This window comes from Oceanobacillus caeni, from assembly GCF_019037185.1.
Classification (GTDB): domain Bacteria; phylum Bacillota; class Bacilli; order Bacillales; family Amphibacillaceae; genus Oceanobacillus; species Oceanobacillus caeni.
Window position 1 is genome coordinate 184,482 of the sequence record NZ_JAHHXM010000003.1, and the last position, 15,939, is coordinate 200,420.

Below are 15,939 nucleotides of genomic sequence, written 5' to 3' on the forward strand. Positions count from 1 at the left end.
AGTGGTTTCAAATGTTTAATAATAATCGTGGATTTACACTAGTAGAAATGCTAATTGTTTTGTTGATAATTTCTGTGTTGATCATTCTTATCGTTCCCAATTTAGGTGGAAGAAGTGCAGAAGTAAATGAAAAAGGATGTGACGCTTTAAAATCATTAGTACAAGGACAAGTAGATGCGTACTATCTAGAGAATAATGATTATCCGACTAGTATTAATGATTTAAAAAGTAAAGGGTATATAACGAATGATCAAACCAAATGTCCAAACGGAAAAAGTCTAGTATTAGATGGAAATAATAATGTTAAAATCGGTAATTGATCAAAAGACTAAAAAGAATGGTTTTACTTTAATCGAGCTTCTTTTTGTGTTAGCAATAGTTTCCATAATGGTTCTAATTAGCCCAATCATCAAGGTACCTAGCTTAAAAAATATTCAAGATCAACAATTTTTAACGGTTCTTGAATCAGATGTTTTATATTTACAAAATCTTTCAACCACTACGGAAGATTTTGTTCGTATTACCTTTTTTAAAGATCATTATAACTTAAGAAAAGGTGAAGAAGTTATATTGAATCGATATTATCCTGAAGGGGTTACTATCGATACTAGGGAAAATAATAATATTATTTTTAAAACATCAGGAACGATTGTGAACAGAAAAATAATAGTAATAAGAACAAATCAATCAACTTATCATTTAGTCTTTCCACTAGGAAAAGGGAGAATGAATATTGTCGAAAATTAACGGATTTACATTAATTGAAATTTTAATCGCAACAGGAATTTTTATGATTTTAGTAATGGTATTTGTGCCAATCATTACACAAATTAAAAAAGAAGAAACAGTTCTAAGTGATCGACGGTCGATTGCATACGAATTACATGATGAATTACAGCCCTTTATTTGGAACAATAAATCGTTACCAAACACTTTTTCAAAACGAAATTATAATGGAAGAATAGTCCAATACACTTTCACAGAAGAAAATAAGTTCATTAAAGGATGTGCACAATGGGAAAATGCAAGAAAAACAAATGAAACGTTTTGTTTGGAAGGACTGGCTAAAAAGTGAAAAAGGATTCTCATATATTTCGATGTTTTTTGCACTAGCTATAGTAAGTATGACCTTACCGATGTTCGCTTATTTACTTCAATCAACAAGTCACTTATCATCCAATCATAACGAACTATCAACACAACAGTTTTTTCAGTTCATAAGAGATGAAGTAATCTCTTCTAATGATATCAAGATAGAAGGAAATAAATTAAAACTAATTCAACATGATTCCGAAATTCTTATTGAACAATACGGTAGCCTCATCCGCAGGCAAGTTGACAGAAAAGGGCATGAAATATTGTTACAAAATATTGAGAAATTATCAATGGATTCAAATCCCTATGGAATTCGATTAAGGATAAGAAATACATTAGGAGAGACTTATGAAAAGGTTATTGTCTTTTACCAGAAACCAAAACGGGTTCATGTTACCTTACGTACTATTTGTGGTAAGTCTAGTTTTTATAATGATTACATCTAGTATTCTGCTTTATCGCAATGATCTATATCTCACTGACCATTATCTAGAACATATTCGTATCGAAACATTATTTCAAATGAGTCAAATGAAATTCAATCAAGAAATATTGTCAACAAATTCGACTATTCCCTCAACTGTTCAATATGATTTCCCTGATGGAAAGGTGATTATTCACATAACAGAAGAATCCGAAAACCTATATGATTTTGTATACATCATCACAACTAAAGAATTAGAATTTAAATACACCTTTTCTTATACTGCCAATATAGTAGATACTCAATCGTAAAGGACCTTTTTTTCTTTACTTATGTATATTTTATTACATTTTATTTAGTTTACCCATCTATAATAATATTTCAACTATAATAATAGTATATAAAAATTGTGAGGTGTTTAACATGAACCAAACACTAAAGGTAACAAGTATACTTAGTGATCCGACTCGTTACAATATTTATCAATATATGCTTAAAAAACATAAGGAAGTCAACGTTGCGGAAATTGCAGGTGAATTCGATATTCATCCAAATGTGGCCAGACTACACCTTTCGAAATTAGAAGACATTCAATTAGTAACATCCTATTCCAAAAAAACTGGAAAAGGTGGTAGACCAAATAAAGTTTATTTCTTATCAAATAAAGTTATTGAATTAAATTTTCCATACCGTGACTATAAACTCCTCTCCTCCATTCTTATCGATTCTTTAGCAGAAATGGGAGATATCGGTAGAAAAACCTTATATACGATCGGTGAAAAATATGGAAAGAATATTATGGATGGTGTTCATGCAAAAAATTTATCTACGGAACAAAAGTTGAACATTCTTGAAGAAGCCTCCACTATGATGGGACTCTATTCCAATTTCTTTTGCAACGAAGAAAAGCATACGATAAAATTTCAAGTAAATAACTGCCCTTTTGGAGAATTAGCAGCAAAAAATCAACCTTTAATTTGTGATATGCATTATGCCTTCATAAAAGGAATGTTAGAAGTATTATTTACGGAAGTTGAGTTGATAGAGGAAGAAAACATGTTCGCCCATCGTTGTGATAGTTGTTCCTATTCTGCAAATTTACTAGCAAATTATTAACAGATTCATTTACAAGATGGAAAATCTTGTTTATAATATTGTTTGATAACGTTATCTTAAAAGGGGGGAAATCGCATGGATCGTATGTTCCGTGTTCTTGCCTTTTGGACAGGTATATTCACAGTCATGTTCTATGTTGGTGATATGGTTGGAACGGCGCTATTATTCCTCGTTCAAACGGTGTTTTTCCTTACATTGGGTTATTTAAGATTGTCTGAAAGAATGTATATGTACCTATTCGGAGCGTATTGTACCGTATTTATGATTGGCTTTACGTGGTATTCCGAATTTATACTAGTACCAGGGTTCGGACACTAGAATGAGCGCCAGAAAAAATCCTACACTTTATTCGTGTAGGATTTTTATTTTTCCATTTATGTGCGTGTTCAAAAAGCCGAATAAAAAGAACTGAGGTCGGCTAAGATCGTAAAGTCTATTTTTAGTCGACCTTCCTTTAATTCGTTTCCTTCGCATGGTAGCTCGAAGCGACGATGCTTCCGGTACTGAAACATATGCAGTTAATACATGAGGAACGGACCTGTACAGGATGTGCTGACTTCTACGTTACCCACAGGACGCAGGCGGCTTTAGGAAGTTCCGCTAGCACGAACGAAAATATTTGAAATATCACTTTTACCGGACCTTTTAAACATCCTCTTTACACGCGGTATGGAACAAAAGGATTATTACTCTTCTCGAATAAAATAGAAGTTTTAGGTCCATGACCTGGATAAACAGTAAAGTCATCAGGAAGGCTATAAAATTTATTTTGAATCGATTGAATAAGTTGTGACATGTCCCCTCCTAAAAGATCAGTTCGTCCAACACCACCGTAGAATAACACGTCTCCACCGAAAACCCATTGTTCCTTTTCAAATACAAAACTTACACTTCCCGGTGAATGTCCTGGTGTATGTCTTACTTCAAAAATAAATGACGAAATAGTTAAATTCCCTTCAGATAAATAATGTTCTGGTTTTTCTGTTTTAATCTCATTTCCAACAAATTTAAATGAACCATTTAATTGAGGATCTAGTAACCAATCCCTTTCATTTTCATGTAAGTACACTTCAATGTTATAATGGTTTCTTAAATCTTCCACTGCACCAATGTGATCAAAATGTGCATGAGTTAATAGGATTGCTTTAGGTGTTGCATTTTTACTTGTTAACATCTCTATTACTTTACTTGCTTCTCCACCCGGATCAATAATAAGTGCTTCTCCCGCAGAGATGATAATGTAACAATTTGTTCCTAAAGGTCCAAGAGATAAAGTTAAAACCTCCATGATATACCTCCAAATAAATAAATTTATATATATGTAAAAACATGTATATACCTCGACAAAATCCATATATTACTATAAAATGAATATGTATATTTAATTACATAATAATATAAATGTAATTCCCAAATCAAAGGTTATCTATTAGGGAGAATTAGCAAAAGGGGGTATTTAAAAAATGTCACACATTGTATTTGGAATAATATGTCTTCTAGTTGCCTTATTAGCGGTAGTCTCAGTTGTACGCCAACTGAAATATAAAAATGCGTTCGCGCTAATCTTTTCCGCTCTTGCTGCGTTAGTATTTGGTTTCTTTTCTATCGCAACGATTATCTCCGAATTAGCCGGGTAAGAACAGAGGTGTAAGCGCCCTCTAGCGCTTCGCGGACGTGTCCTTTCCAAAGAAAAGTATAATAGGCTGAAATTTAATAACCTTCTTATTCATTGAAAAAAGCTGCTTTTTATAAAGCAGCTTTTTTCTACACGTATTTTCATAAAGAAGACCTCCATCAGTAGAGGTTTTCCTTCATCCCCACTGATGGTTAGTCGTTCATATCAGACCTTTACGGGTAGTTGATCTCCCTCCCACCTTCTTTGTTTCTGAAGCCTGAAATGGGAGTCCTACTGCCTGCTTAGGTGGGATAAAATCAGTCAAAATCATAAAATCGAAGTAGATCTCCATAAATCAAATCATCTGAATGCTGTAACTCTGTTTCAACATTATTTCTAATTTCGTTACAACTACTTACTTTTTCTATACCTTTATTCGTATCTTCTTCTATTATCTCACCCGTTTCACGATTGTAACAAGTACCTGCAGTAAAAATAAATTCATTGCTTATAAAATCACCGTTGCGTAAAGCAATGTAACTCTTCCTATTTTTAGCAAATAAGTCATTTCCGAAATAAATATCATTTTTTGTATCTATTCCAAGAAGACTTAAAATCGTTGGTTTAATATCAATTTGTCCAGACACGGTTGATATCGTTTTTCCGTTTCCATCCCCCGGAATATGGATAAGTAGTGGAACTCTTTGTAATTGAACTTGATCATACGGGGTTATTTCTTCCTTGTCTAAATACATACTCATTGCTTTATTATGGTTTGCACTTATTCCTATGTGATCCCCCATAATGACTATTATTGAATTTTCGTAGAGATCGGTAGACTCAAGCAGTGTAAAAAATTCCTCAATTGCTTCATCCATATACCTAACGGCCGGAAAATAGTTATTAAGTGTATTTGAATTAGAATGATATGGTTCAATCGAACGATCCTCTTCACCTAATTCAAAAGGAAAATGGTTTGTTAATGTAATTAATTTAGCATAAAATGGTTTATCCATGGATTGTAAATGTTTAATGGATTGCTCAAAGAATGGTTTATCTTTTAGTCCCCATCCAACTGAGTTATCCGGATTAATTTCATAAGAGTTTTCATCATAAAAATGATCAAAACCTATACTGTCGTACATTTGAAATCTATTCCAGAAGCTTCCACTATTGGCATGTAATACAGCTGAATTATAACCTTCATCTTTAATAATTTCAGGAGTAGCATGATATTCGTTAGTACTGTGTGTAAAGAATACAGCCCCTCTAGATAGAGGGTACATAGAATTTTCTACTAAGAATTCAGAATCCGAGGTTTTTCCTTGTCCTGTTTGCTCGTAAAAGTTTTCGAAATAATACGTATCTTCATCTTCTATTAAACTATTTAGAAACGGCGTAACTTCTTCTCCGTTCAGTTCATTTTTAATTACAAAAGATTGAAGAGATTCAGCATTAATCCAAATGACATTTTTCCCTTCTGCCGCTCCAAACATATTCGATTTCTCGTTTATTCGCACATTATCATCTATAAAAGACTTAATATCATTTAACTCATTACCATCAGCGAAAACTCTTTGGGATTCTGCTTTGGAATGCTGCACAATATCGTAAATATGGTAGTTAAACAATCCAATGTTTTTAACCAAATATTCACGGTCAAAGCCTCGAGTAAATAATTGTGGTCTTTCCATTTCTGCAAGAAGGAAGTTTCCCGCTAATAACAGCATGGACATAGATAGCACAAATACTTTCCATCTTTTTTGATAAGAGACTTTAACGAACTCTTCTTTTCGTTTACTCCACACCCAAATTAGAACTGTGTCAATAAATAATAAGAAATCGTACGGTTTTATTAATGTTAAAATACTTGAACCTAAATCGGCCATATTACTTCCCATAAATAATTGCGGAATTGTTATAAAATCTGTGAATTGTCGATAGAATACAAGATTTGCGAAAACAATAAAAGACGCTACAAATCCCGTATACCGAATATATTTCATTTGTCTAGATGGTTTATTAAACCAAACAGAAATGGCAAACATTACAAATGCAGAAACGAACGGATTGATAAATAATATAAATTCCTGCATTGAATTATCGAGTTCAATATTAAACATAAATCGGTAAACAATATATGTTTTTATACCAAATAATAAACTAGCAGTTATATATAACGGTATTCTCGGTCTTTTTTCATTCAAAGATATTACCCCCTAGACCATTCCACATTAAATTCGTCATTTTAAACAATTAGAAAAGGATAAAACTCTTTTCAGATTGAGTCCAACTTAGGTATCACCCGACCTAATAGTATACCTAATTATCTAATTATCGTTATATTATATGACGATAAAAATTAAAAAAGGTTTCAGTAATTTTACAATTTCTTAATATTTATATGTAACGATATGGATGGTTGTATGTAAACAATTATTTTAGAGGTTGAATGCACTACTAGTTGAATTTTTCCTCTTCTAAACTTTGTTTAACTAAAAATGCTCCACCGAGAATACCGGCATCATTTCCAAGATGAGCTATTTTTAATTCACAAATTTGATGTAACTTCGGAATTGCATATTTTCGAAAAGCCTTGTCTATTTTTCCTAATAAGAACTCCCCTGCTTTTGAAACACCACCACCAAAAATTATCTTAGAAGGATTAATTACTGTTCCGATGTTTGCTAAAGCTTTACCTAAAACGTCACAGGTGTAATCAATTATTTCAACACTTGTTTCATCGCCCGACTTGGCAAAATCGATAACATCTTTTGCAGTGATTACTCCCTTGTCTCTGTAATACTGAGCCAAATTAGAATTGGGATTGGTTAAAATGGAATCCATCCCTTGTCTTTTTATTCCTGTAGCAGAACAAATAGTTTCCAAACATCCGTTACCACCGCAATTACAATGAACACCTTCTGGTTCAACTTTTATATGACCAATTTCTCCAGCCATTCCATTTTCTCCATTTAAAATTGAACCATTTACAATAATTCCGCCGCCGACTCCAGTGCCAAGTGTAACTGCAATCATATTTAAAGAACCTTGCCCTGCCCCAATCCAATATTCCCCTAAAGCTGCAATATTTGCATCATTTTGAACAAATACAGGTAAATTAGATCTCTTTTCTAATTGCTGTTTTAAATCCATTCCTTTCCAACCAATATTAACCGCTTCCGAAACATATCCTGACTTCACATCAATAAAACCTGGAGCACCTACTCCAATTCCATATATTCCATTACCATTATTTTCAACCTTATCATGAATGGATTTCCAAATATCATCTACAATCGCACTACCATTGTTAGCGGTATTTGTTGGTATTTCCCATTTCTCTATAATCGTACCTTTTAAATTTATAAAACCTAACTTAATAGTAGTACCACCGATATCTACCCCGACCAAAATTTTCCCCATTTGTTTCTCCTTTATCTAAGTAAGTCTTGACTTCTCTTTTTTCAAAATAAGCCTTGCTTGTATATAATCTTCGTTAGAAATAAATTCCAATTTATGGAGATCTACAACTTCCATTTCCATTAGTTCTAAATCACCTATACGGTCGCCAGTATAAATGAAAGTGTGGAATCTCTTCAATAATTGTTGGACATCAAATACTGTTTTCACTTATTAATCACCATTTTTAATTATATCAAATTTAATAAGTAATATAAAGAAGACTTCCATCAGCGGGGGTTTTTCTTCATCCCCCACTGATAGTTAATCACACTCACCTACTGCTAATCTTTTATTAGTATAATTTACATTTTCGTTATAGGATCACACCTAGCATATGAATAATGATAGATTTAGTTTAAACTTATTATCATTTTCTATACTTAAATGAATAGTGTGTTTACAAAGATTCCCCCGTTATTTCTTCATATAATTTTATAAAATCCTTATTTTCCGGATTTCTTGTGTAGGCTTCAATAACATTCTCCTTTGCTCTCTCTTCATCACCTATTTCATAATATAGGTATGCTAAATTATAATAGGCTTCAGGTAAAGGTTCATAACGAATACTTTTTTCAAGATCTGCGATTGCCTCATTTGTTTGGTTAAGTTTAATAAAGGCGTAAGATCTTTGAAAATAAATAATCGCTTCTGAATTTCCTTTTGCATGTAATGCATCATTAGCAATTTTTACAACCTTTTCATATTCTTTATCCGAAAGGGATTCTTCTAGCACCATTAAATGATACTCTTGTTTATTAAGGTTATTGTGAATCCCGAAATTAACCAAGTATAATAAACTTACTGCATAAACAAGGGCAGCAAATAATTGAATAACTATTTTTTTCTTTTTTGGAAGAAATATAATAGCAGATGCAATGAATCCAGCAACTAGCCCACCTATGTGAGCGGCCATGTCAATTTGTTGGACAACAAAGCCAAGTATAAGATTAATGGCTAGAATTAGCAGTACATTCGATCCTAATGTTTGAAAAAATATTTCCCTATAAATGAAACCGAAAAATAATAGCGCCCCAAATAATCCAAATATCGCTCCTGAGGCTCCTGCAGAAATGTTGACAGAAAATGCAAAGCTTGCAAGTCCCCCTCCAATTCCCGATAGTAAGTATATAAATAAAAATCGCCAACGTCCATACATTTTCTCTACTAATATTCCTAAATAATAAATGGCCATTACATTCATTAATAAATGGAAGAAGCCAATGTGAATGAACATCGAACTAAGTATACGCCACCATTGATTATCTTCTATCATACCCGGATTATATTTAGCACCATATTGTAATAAAGTATCCGTATTAGTACTCCCTCCTTTTACTTCAAGGAGAAAGAACATCAATAAATTAATGATAATGAAAACATATGTGAAAAATGGCTTTCCATAAGAAAAAACTTTTTCAACCGTTTCTTGTTTACTTTTCCGTTTATTTATTAGTTGTTCTCGATTAATATGAATTTGCTTTTCTTTCTCTGAATCCGGTAGTTTATCATTTATTTCAAAAGAATCCGTATCAATAGAATGTTGGAGTCTTAATATTTCTTGTTCCTTATCTTCTTTATGTATGTAAAACATCTTATGTTGTATGAAATTTTTATCTTTTAGCTGAATTGGCTTTTTTAGATATTCCCAACTATCTATTGGATACTGAGAAGAAATATATACATTAAATAATGTCATTTTCCTACTTTTAAAGGGACGTTTCATTTTACTAACTTTTTGTAAGACAATAAAAATATCCTTTTTTAAATGATTTTTCCAATCGTATCCATTTAAAGTTAGTCTAACGATATTGGAATGTTTATTTTTATATTGTTCTAACCAAATTTCCTTTGGGTTAATATGTATTACTTCATAACCTTCTCGATTAACTAACTTGGATGCGATAGTATGCATTATGTACGAATCATTCGTGTCCATTTATTCACCTTCCTCCCCCTTATATCATAACAGTTGTATTTACGATTAGAAAACTTGGCCTTTTTTTCTGCAAAAAAAAAGTTGCAATAAAAAGCAACTTCTTTTCCCAAACGTTTTTTTATTATTCGCTTTCCATATCAAATATACTTGGCAAAAGTTTATAACGTAAATTTGGAATACTCATAGAGATTCGTACTGCATATTTACGTAAGAAGTTCACTTTCATAATAAAATTAAAAATTCGATATCGATTTTTATAAACATAATAGATCGCGATAAATAAAGAAACTAGCGAAGTTATTCCTTTCATGTTCACACCTTCTTTTACTCATATTTTGATTAGTTTTTGAAATGAGAAGGTATTTATACATTATCATATAAAGAAGACTTGCCCGTTTCGGTGGAATAAATTAAAAATCCCCTGTCCGTATAGACAGGGGATTTTTATCCATTATTTTGTTTCACGATGTAAAGTGTGTTTTTTAAGACGTGGACAATATTTCATAAGCTCAATACGCTCAGGATTTGTACGTTTGTTTTTTGTTGTAATATAATTACGATCACCTGTTTCAGTACAAGCTAAAGTAATGTTTACGCGCATGTTTTTCCCTCCAAACTATAAAAACTAGAAAAATGAACATTTCGTTTAGACTTTAATAATAATATCAGAGTTTCTGCTTACAATCAAGAATGAAATTTAAAATATTTAACAAACCACCAAAAAAGCGAACCTTATTTCGAATATTTTATTTGAGTTTAAGAATGAATTTTAGCTAAACCTATAATTACCATTGGTATCCAGTATCATTCTATGTTATAACTAATAATGGTAGAGGAGGAATATAGATGATTTATGCAGTAGTTTCTATTTTAGCTGTGGCGGTTGTTCTTTTTGTATTATCATTTTTCATGAATGATAGAATAGAAGAACTAGAAAGTCAGGTGGAACAACTTTCCATTACTACAATGCAGGATACATATCAAATGAAGAAAAAAGTTAAGATATTGGAAGAAGAATTACTGTCTGATGGTATAGAAAAGATATAAATAATAAGGAATTAAAGGTGATTTAAATGAAGCAGCTTGTGAGATTTTTCTCACTTGGATTGTTAACAGCAGGAATTATTATGTTAGGTGTAGTTCTCATTTCCGATAATAAGAAGGAAAACAACCTATCAGCTGAAGAATTAATTCCTGTTATAGAAGAGGAAGGCTATCATGTGGTTTCAAATGATGAATATATTGCTATGACTGTTAATCCAAATGAGAATAAACCGGAGCAAAATTCTGATGAGGCGGATAAGAATTCTGACAAAGAGAAATCCGAAAAGAAAGATGAAAGCAAGGATAAAGAGAAAGAAGTAAATGAAACTGACGATGAACAAGCAAAAAAAGATGAAAAAGAAGATAAAAAAGAAGATGAAAATAAATCTTATGTTTTAAACGTCGAATCTGGAATGCCAACTTCTTCCATTAGCAACATTCTTGAGGAAAATGGAATTATCGATAAGGCTTCCGATTTCACAAAATACCTTGAAAAACATGACTATAGCTTAAAAGTAAAAGCTAAAGAAACAAAAGTAACTAGTGACATGAGCTACTATGAGTTAGCACAAGCATTAATGAATTATTAAAGAAAAGGACCTTTACGGGTAGTTGATTTCCCACCTACCTTCCTTGTCCCCCGGGTAGGAGTCTTACTGCCCGGGGGATAAAATTTTCTTCTTCGTAAAAAACCATAAACCTCAAAGAGGTTTATGGTTTTTTATTGTGTATTTTCTTCCTCATGATTTTCGTCTTTAATCTTATCGCCTAGTTTGTCTTCTTTTTGTTTCATTTCAAAATAAGTGTCCAAAATCCGTTCACCAATTACATTATTAACAGGATATTGTCCACTAACATTCGGCCCTAAGTTAGGTACAATGATTGCGAAGGCAATTTCAGGATTATCAAATGGAGCATATCCAACTAAGGAACGATTCTCCGTTGTATATAATGTTTCTGTTTTAGGATCATAATAATCACTTTGAGCTGTTCCAGTCTTACCAGCCGGGTTATAGCTTTTACCCGCAAAGTAAGAGTATGCTGTTCCTCCAGGCACTTGAAAAACTCTTCTAAACCCTTCCTGCACTCGGTCAATATGATCCATTTCTATTCGATTAAGTACTGTTGAATTTTCCACACGATAGACGGAACCTAATGTTTCATCTGTACCATTTGACTCTCGTATTTCTTTTAAGAAATGTGGTTTAACACGATACCCGTCATTAGCAATAGTGGAAACATATTGAGCTAATTGCATAGTAGTGTACGTATCAAACTGACCAATCGCAAAGTCTAACAGTTTTCCTCCTATGAGCTCTGTTCCAACATATCCTGTAGCTTCATACGGATAATCAATTCCTGTACTAGATCCTAGACCAAATTGCGCAAAATAATGGCGAAATTGCTGAAATGCATTGGTATCTATTGAAGCAGTTTTGTTATTTGGAAATGGGTAACGATAATCCCCACCCATTCTTAAAGCAATATAGAACATATATACGTTTGAAGAAAACTTTAACGCATCTAAGTCACTTACCGTACCTAAATTTTTCCATGATGATTTCTTTTGTGTACCCGCTATTTTAATTGGACTATCGTAAAAAGTCTGTCCGGGTTTAATAACACCTGATTCATAACCAGATAACACCGTCGCTCCCTTTACAGTTGATCCAGGACGGTGTGAATCATATAAAGTCCTGAATGATTCATTATGAAATTTCCCTTCAGAACGATCATAACGTTGACCAGATACAGCTAGTAATTCACCAGTCTTCGGATTCATCACAACCGCAAGAGCTTGGTCTAAATGTCTATTTGCACCAGGATGTTTTCTTATTGCGGCCAATAATTCCTCTTGTACAATTTTATCTACTTCTTTCTGAAAATCCATGTCAATCGTTAATACTAAATCTTTACCGCGCTGTCCCTCTACAACTGTATCAGAACCAACAATAACACCATTTTTTGTTGTTGTATATTCAATTTGCTCTTTTCTTCCCCTTAATACATCTTCATAATACTGTTCTAATCCACTTTTTCCAACACGATCATTCCTACTGTAACCTCGCGTTAAGAAATAGTCTTTTTTCTCAGCAGGGATACCTTCTTCCTGTGTCGTGACAGCACCTAACAAACTCTGTAATGTTTCACCATAAGGATAATTACGATTCCAATCCGTTGTAGCATTAATTCCTGGAAGTTCAGATAAGTGTTCAGAAACTAAAGCATATTCTTCTGCTGTTACTCCCTCATTTTTAACAATTTGTGGACTTAAGGAATAAGCTTTGTCTATCTCTTTTTTTATAGCGATAATCTCTTTATCATGAAGAGAAAAATTACTTATTTCTTCTTCCGTAATTAAATCTAACGTTTTATTATAAGCCTCTGCATTACTCAACTCTTCTATATCTTTTTCAGAAAGTCTGCTATCTGCCTCTTTTTTATTTAACAAATACCAGTATTCTTTTAAATCTCTTTCTGTTAATTTTTTATCCAAATATTTTTCTGGATTTTCATCCTTAGGTACAAGCGTAATAAAATCGGCTAATCGCTTTGCTACTTTGAGTCGATCTTCAGCTTGAACTCCTTTTTCTGGTGTATACGTAATAGAGTAGACTGGTTCATTATCCACGATAAGGTTATGGTTACGGTCATAGATTTTCCCTCTTGGTACAGGAATTTTTGTTGTATCTTGAATTGTTCTTTCTATTTCTTTTTGAAAAGCTTCTCCATTTAAAATTTGAACTACACCAAGTTGCAAAATCAAAACAGAGAACAACAAGAAGATAACAAAGAACAATATATTTATTCGGAAGGGTAATTGTGCCTTTTTCTTTTTCTTCCGTATTTTTGACATATGTTCTCCCCCAAAATTTAAAATGCAATCAATCATAGACATTTTACCATATTTACCGATCTTTTTCGTCAGTTAATTGCTCTTTCATTAATATTTCCTTTCGAGAAGAACTACCCATTGATATATTCCTTACATATAGATAAATAATTAAATGACCGGCCCCAAAAACTACTAAAAGAATAGGAATGATTTTTTCTGCATCAAAAAGAGAAACACACAGTAAGAAAATCAGTACAGAAACAATCCTCCCCACATTTAGAAATAACTCACGAACAACGATATATTCTATTCTTAGTTCTCCAGCTTTCCATGCCTTTCCAATAACATCATACGTCAGAGAAACATAGGGTACATTTATAATCGGATAAGCAATACCTATGACTATGGCATATAAAATAAGTAATAAATAATTTACATTAAATAAAATAATAAAAATCGAGATATACAAAAGAAGAGCACCGATTAGGATAGCTTTTTTTCTCCTCGACGGTTTTATATATTTAGTCACAATAAAATATAATACGGCCGATAACCCGGATAGAACTAAGTTGAAGGTACCCAGAGCAAACTCACTTTTTGTTACAATAAACACCCAAATAGATATAACAAAAACAAATACTCCTTCTCGTATACCTTGAAAAAAATGAGCGTATAATATTCTGCTCCAGTTTTTATTATTTTTCCTCTCATATAGAATTCTTCTAAAGTAAAAGTCCCCTTTTGCACTTCTTCGTTTCAAAAAGAAACTGGATATAACTGCAAAAATAAATAATATAAACGAAATAGTAAAAATAGTTGTATAACCTACATTACCGTCTAACTTCGCGATAATTAATCCTGCAAATAGTGGACCAATCATCCCACCTAAAGATTGAAGAACTCCTAAAAACCCATTAAAAAAGTCTCTTGTATCCGGTTCCGTAATTTCAAAAGTTAATACATTAAAAGCTAACCAATAAAAACCATAACCTATCCCTAATAAACAACCTAATAAAAAATTAAAATAAGAAGCTTTCTCTCCAATAATTAATACACTTAGGAAAAACACAGACAAAAATATAACACCTAATCTTAGGACTATAATCCGATCAACTTTTTTAGCTAACCTTCCTGCTAATATAAAGGTTAGAGCTTGAAATAGATTAATTCCTAGATTATAAACTGCAATCGTAATATAATCTCCGGATTGTCTCCATAAATAGATATTGACAAACGTATTGGAAAGAAAAATACCTAAGGAATAAAGGCCACCTATTAGTAATAGTAATAATAAATCACGATTAACGTCCATTTTGTTTTCAAATGCTTGAATGAATTTCGCCATATCTAACTACTCCTTTAATAAGTTAGTCTTGGCGAATAATTGTCAGATATGCAAAAAAACACGTGGTAAAATACCACGTGTTTTTAAATTACTTGCTATTAACCTTTGTAGTTTTTAGCTACTTCATCCCAGTTAACAACATTCCAAAATGCTGCTAAGTATTCAGGGCGTCTGTTTTGATATTTTAGGTAGTATGCATGTTCCCAAACGTCTACACCTAATAAAGGAGTTTTACCTTCCATAAGTGGAGAATCTTGGTTTGGAGTGCTCATAACTTCTAATTCACCGTTATTGGATACTAGCCAAGCCCAACCAGAACCAAAACGTGTTTTAGCAGCATTTTCAAACTCTTCTTTGAATTTGTCGAAGCTACCAAATTTAGCATTAATCTTTTCAGCTAGTTCACCAGTTGGTTCACCACCACCATTTGGTGATAAAACTTTCCAGAATAAACTATGGTTAGCATGTCCACCACCATTATTGCGTACCGCTGTACGTTTTGCTTCTGGAACAGCATCTAAATTACTGATTAATTCTTCAACTGATTTTCCTTCTAATTCGGAAATTCCTTCAACAGCTTCATTTAGATTTGTTACATAAGTGTTATGGTGTTTCGTATGATGAATATTCATTGTTTCCTTGTCAATTGTTGGTTCTAATGCATCATATGCATATGGTAATTCTGGTAATTCAAATTTAGCCATAAAAATCTTCCTCCCTTAATAAATTTAAAATGGATAATTCAGGTTTATCACCCTTTAACTAGAAGATTATCATTGCTATCACATAGTTGCAAATATTTTGCCTTACAAAGATGAAAAATAGTTAAATCAAGAAGACTTCCATAAGCGGGGTTTTCTTTCATCTCCCACTTATGGTTAGTCATACTTATCGGACCTTTACGGGCAGTTGATCTCCCAACTAGTTTTACTGCCCGATTAAGAGGGATAAAAATTTACGCAAATAAAAAACAAGTATATTATATAGGTTGTACAATAAATGACGTTGGTGGGAAAAACTCACCTACGTCATTTTTGTGTTTATAAATAGAAAACAAGTGAGA

At 32.5% G+C, this 15,939-nt stretch carries 20 protein-coding genes; 10 read left to right on the forward strand and 10 right to left on the reverse strand.

The window, feature by feature from the left end; all coding sequences use genetic code 11:
• The first annotated feature begins 11 nt into the window (after positions 1-11).
• The 7 genes from comGC (at position 12) to KM885_RS03515 (ending at position 2,953) form a co-directional block, all read left to right on the forward strand.
• Complete coding sequence (gene comGC / locus KM885_RS03485; RefSeq protein WP_047183834.1) at positions 12-320, forward strand: competence type IV pilus major pilin ComGC; 309 nt, start codon at positions 12-14, stop codon at positions 318-320.
• Entirely contained in the window at positions 301-747 is a 447-nt protein-coding gene (gene comGD, locus KM885_RS03490; RefSeq protein ID WP_047183833.1) for a competence type IV pilus minor pilin ComGD, read from the forward strand. Before comGC ends, comGD begins: the two co-directional genes overlap by 20 nt.
• Positions 734-1,075, forward strand: coding sequence for a type II secretion system protein (locus KM885_RS03495; RefSeq protein WP_047183832.1), 342 nt, complete (start codon positions 734-736; stop codon positions 1,073-1,075). The genes comGD and KM885_RS03495 overlap by 14 nt, the downstream gene beginning before the upstream one ends.
• Positions 1,023-1,541 (forward strand): competence type IV pilus minor pilin ComGF, encoded by a 519-nt coding sequence (gene comGF / locus KM885_RS03500; protein ID WP_052771612.1) that lies wholly within the window; start codon positions 1,023-1,025, stop codon positions 1,539-1,541. The genes KM885_RS03495 and comGF overlap by 53 nt, the downstream gene beginning before the upstream one ends.
• Complete coding sequence (locus tag KM885_RS03505; protein WP_128715724.1) at positions 1,528-1,830, forward strand: hypothetical protein; 303 nt, start codon at positions 1,528-1,530, stop codon at positions 1,828-1,830. Before comGF ends, KM885_RS03505 begins: the two co-directional genes overlap by 14 nt.
• Before the next feature lie 112 nt (positions 1,831-1,942).
• Positions 1,943-2,635: a helix-turn-helix transcriptional regulator gene (locus KM885_RS03510; RefSeq protein WP_047183831.1), complete on the forward strand. Its 693-nt coding sequence runs from the start codon at positions 1,943-1,945 to the stop codon at positions 2,633-2,635.
• A gap of 75 nt (positions 2,636-2,710) precedes the next feature.
• The gene (locus tag KM885_RS03515; protein WP_047183830.1) at positions 2,711-2,953 is read left to right on the forward strand and encodes a DUF2626 domain-containing protein; all 243 of its coding nucleotides are present in this window, start codon (positions 2,711-2,713) and stop codon (positions 2,951-2,953) included.
• A gap of 340 nt (positions 2,954-3,293) precedes the next feature.
• Here KM885_RS03515 and KM885_RS03520 read toward each other — a convergent pair whose 3' ends face one another.
• Complete coding sequence (locus KM885_RS03520) at positions 3,294-3,923, reverse strand: MBL fold metallo-hydrolase (protein WP_060669004.1); 630 nt, start codon at positions 3,921-3,923, stop codon at positions 3,294-3,296.
• Positions 3,924-4,098: 175 nt separating this feature from the next.
• Between KM885_RS03520 and KM885_RS03525 the strand changes: the two genes are divergently transcribed.
• On the forward strand, positions 4,099-4,272 hold the full coding sequence (locus tag KM885_RS03525; protein ID WP_083452615.1) for a DUF2759 family protein: 174 nt from the start codon (positions 4,099-4,101) through the stop codon (positions 4,270-4,272).
• 295 nt (positions 4,273-4,567) lie between these two features.
• Here KM885_RS03525 and KM885_RS03530 read toward each other — a convergent pair whose 3' ends face one another.
• The 6 genes from KM885_RS03530 to rpmG form a co-directional block, all read right to left on the reverse strand.
• Positions 4,568-6,457: an LTA synthase family protein gene (locus tag KM885_RS03530; RefSeq protein ID WP_244986892.1), complete on the reverse strand. Its 1,890-nt coding sequence runs from the start codon at positions 6,455-6,457 to the stop codon at positions 4,568-4,570.
• 253 nt (positions 6,458-6,710) lie between these two features.
• Positions 6,711-7,676, reverse strand: coding sequence for an ROK family glucokinase (locus KM885_RS03535; protein WP_216883526.1), 966 nt, complete (start codon positions 7,674-7,676; stop codon positions 6,711-6,713).
• 15 nt (positions 7,677-7,691) lie between these two features.
• On the reverse strand, positions 7,692-7,883 hold the full coding sequence (locus tag KM885_RS03540) for a YqgQ family protein (RefSeq protein WP_047183826.1): 192 nt from the start codon (positions 7,881-7,883) through the stop codon (positions 7,692-7,694).
• Between the two features lie 229 nt (positions 7,884-8,112).
• Entirely contained in the window at positions 8,113-9,651 is a 1,539-nt protein-coding gene (locus tag KM885_RS03545; protein WP_216883527.1) for a rhomboid family protein, read from the reverse strand.
• Between the two features lie 121 nt (positions 9,652-9,772).
• A complete protein-coding gene (locus KM885_RS03550; protein WP_047183824.1) occupies positions 9,773-9,961 on the reverse strand; it encodes a hypothetical protein in 189 nt (62 codons plus the stop codon).
• A 141-nt stretch (positions 9,962-10,102) separates the two neighbouring features.
• The gene (rpmG, locus tag KM885_RS03555; protein WP_026681152.1) at positions 10,103-10,252 is read right to left on the reverse strand and encodes a 50S ribosomal protein L33; all 150 of its coding nucleotides are present in this window, start codon (positions 10,250-10,252) and stop codon (positions 10,103-10,105) included.
• A 245-nt stretch (positions 10,253-10,497) separates the two neighbouring features.
• On the opposite strand from rpmG, the gene KM885_RS03560 reads away from it, so the two are divergent.
• Together KM885_RS03560 and KM885_RS03565 are read left to right on the forward strand one after the other, a co-directional pair.
• Positions 10,498-10,698: a hypothetical protein gene (locus tag KM885_RS03560; protein ID WP_047183823.1), complete on the forward strand. Its 201-nt coding sequence runs from the start codon at positions 10,498-10,500 to the stop codon at positions 10,696-10,698.
• A 26-nt stretch (positions 10,699-10,724) separates the two neighbouring features.
• Complete coding sequence (locus KM885_RS03565) at positions 10,725-11,285, forward strand: endolytic transglycosylase MltG (RefSeq protein ID WP_216883528.1); 561 nt, start codon at positions 10,725-10,727, stop codon at positions 11,283-11,285.
• A gap of 131 nt (positions 11,286-11,416) precedes the next feature.
• Here KM885_RS03565 and KM885_RS03570 read toward each other — a convergent pair whose 3' ends face one another.
• From KM885_RS03570 to KM885_RS03580, 3 genes are all read right to left on the reverse strand, one after another.
• Positions 11,417-13,552, reverse strand: a complete 2,136-nt coding sequence (locus KM885_RS03570; protein WP_204798722.1) for a peptidoglycan D,D-transpeptidase FtsI family protein — start codon at positions 13,550-13,552, stop codon at positions 11,417-11,419.
• A gap of 52 nt (positions 13,553-13,604) precedes the next feature.
• Positions 13,605-14,876 carry an MFS transporter gene (locus KM885_RS03575; RefSeq protein WP_047183820.1) on the reverse strand — a complete coding sequence of 424 codons (1,272 nt, stop codon included), beginning with the start codon at positions 14,874-14,876 and terminating at the stop codon, positions 13,605-13,607.
• A 98-nt stretch (positions 14,877-14,974) separates the two neighbouring features.
• Positions 14,975-15,580: a superoxide dismutase gene (locus KM885_RS03580; RefSeq protein ID WP_216883529.1), complete on the reverse strand. Its 606-nt coding sequence runs from the start codon at positions 15,578-15,580 to the stop codon at positions 14,975-14,977.
• Positions 15,581-15,939 lie beyond the last annotated feature (359 nt).

What these genes read in the sequence shown, in the direction of transcription:
- KM885_RS03505 (WP_128715724.1), top strand. Translation starts at nt 1,528, where the DNA reads ATGATTACATCTAGTATTCTGCTTTATCGCAATGATCTATATCTCACT.
- KM885_RS03510 (WP_047183831.1), top strand. Translation starts at nt 1,943, where the DNA reads ATGAACCAAACACTAAAGGTAACAAGTATACTTAGTGATCCGACTCGT.
- KM885_RS03525 (WP_083452615.1), top strand. Translation starts at nt 4,099, where the DNA reads ATGTCACACATTGTATTTGGAATAATATGTCTTCTAGTTGCCTTATTA.
- comGD (WP_047183833.1), top strand. Translation starts at nt 301, where the DNA reads ATGTTAAAATCGGTAATTGATCAAAAGACTAAAAAGAATGGTTTTACT.
- KM885_RS03535 (WP_216883526.1), bottom strand. Translation starts at nt 7,676, where the DNA reads ATGGGGAAAATTTTGGTCGGGGTAGATATCGGTGGTACTACTATTAAG.
- KM885_RS03520 (WP_060669004.1), bottom strand. Translation starts at nt 3,923, where the DNA reads ATGGAGGTTTTAACTTTATCTCTTGGACCTTTAGGAACAAATTGTTAC.
- KM885_RS03570 (WP_204798722.1), bottom strand. Translation starts at nt 13,552, where the DNA reads ATGTCAAAAATACGGAAGAAAAAGAAAAAGGCACAATTACCCTTCCGA.
- comGF (WP_052771612.1), top strand. Translation starts at nt 1,023, where the DNA reads ATGCAAGAAAAACAAATGAAACGTTTTGTTTGGAAGGACTGGCTAAAA.
- rpmG (WP_026681152.1), bottom strand. Translation starts at nt 10,252, where the DNA reads ATGCGCGTAAACATTACTTTAGCTTGTACTGAAACAGGTGATCGTAAT.
- KM885_RS03560 (WP_047183823.1), top strand. Translation starts at nt 10,498, where the DNA reads ATGATTTATGCAGTAGTTTCTATTTTAGCTGTGGCGGTTGTTCTTTTT.
- KM885_RS03515 (WP_047183830.1), top strand. Translation starts at nt 2,711, where the DNA reads ATGGATCGTATGTTCCGTGTTCTTGCCTTTTGGACAGGTATATTCACA.
- KM885_RS03575 (WP_047183820.1), bottom strand. Translation starts at nt 14,876, where the DNA reads ATGGCGAAATTCATTCAAGCATTTGAAAACAAAATGGACGTTAATCGT.
- KM885_RS03550 (WP_047183824.1), bottom strand. Translation starts at nt 9,961, where the DNA reads ATGAAAGGAATAACTTCGCTAGTTTCTTTATTTATCGCGATCTATTAT.
- KM885_RS03565 (WP_216883528.1), top strand. Translation starts at nt 10,725, where the DNA reads ATGAAGCAGCTTGTGAGATTTTTCTCACTTGGATTGTTAACAGCAGGA.
- KM885_RS03580 (WP_216883529.1), bottom strand. Translation starts at nt 15,580, where the DNA reads ATGGCTAAATTTGAATTACCAGAATTACCATATGCATATGATGCATTA.
- comGC (WP_047183834.1), top strand. Translation starts at nt 12, where the DNA reads ATGTTTAATAATAATCGTGGATTTACACTAGTAGAAATGCTAATTGTT.
- KM885_RS03545 (WP_216883527.1), bottom strand. Translation starts at nt 9,651, where the DNA reads ATGGACACGAATGATTCGTACATAATGCATACTATCGCATCCAAGTTA.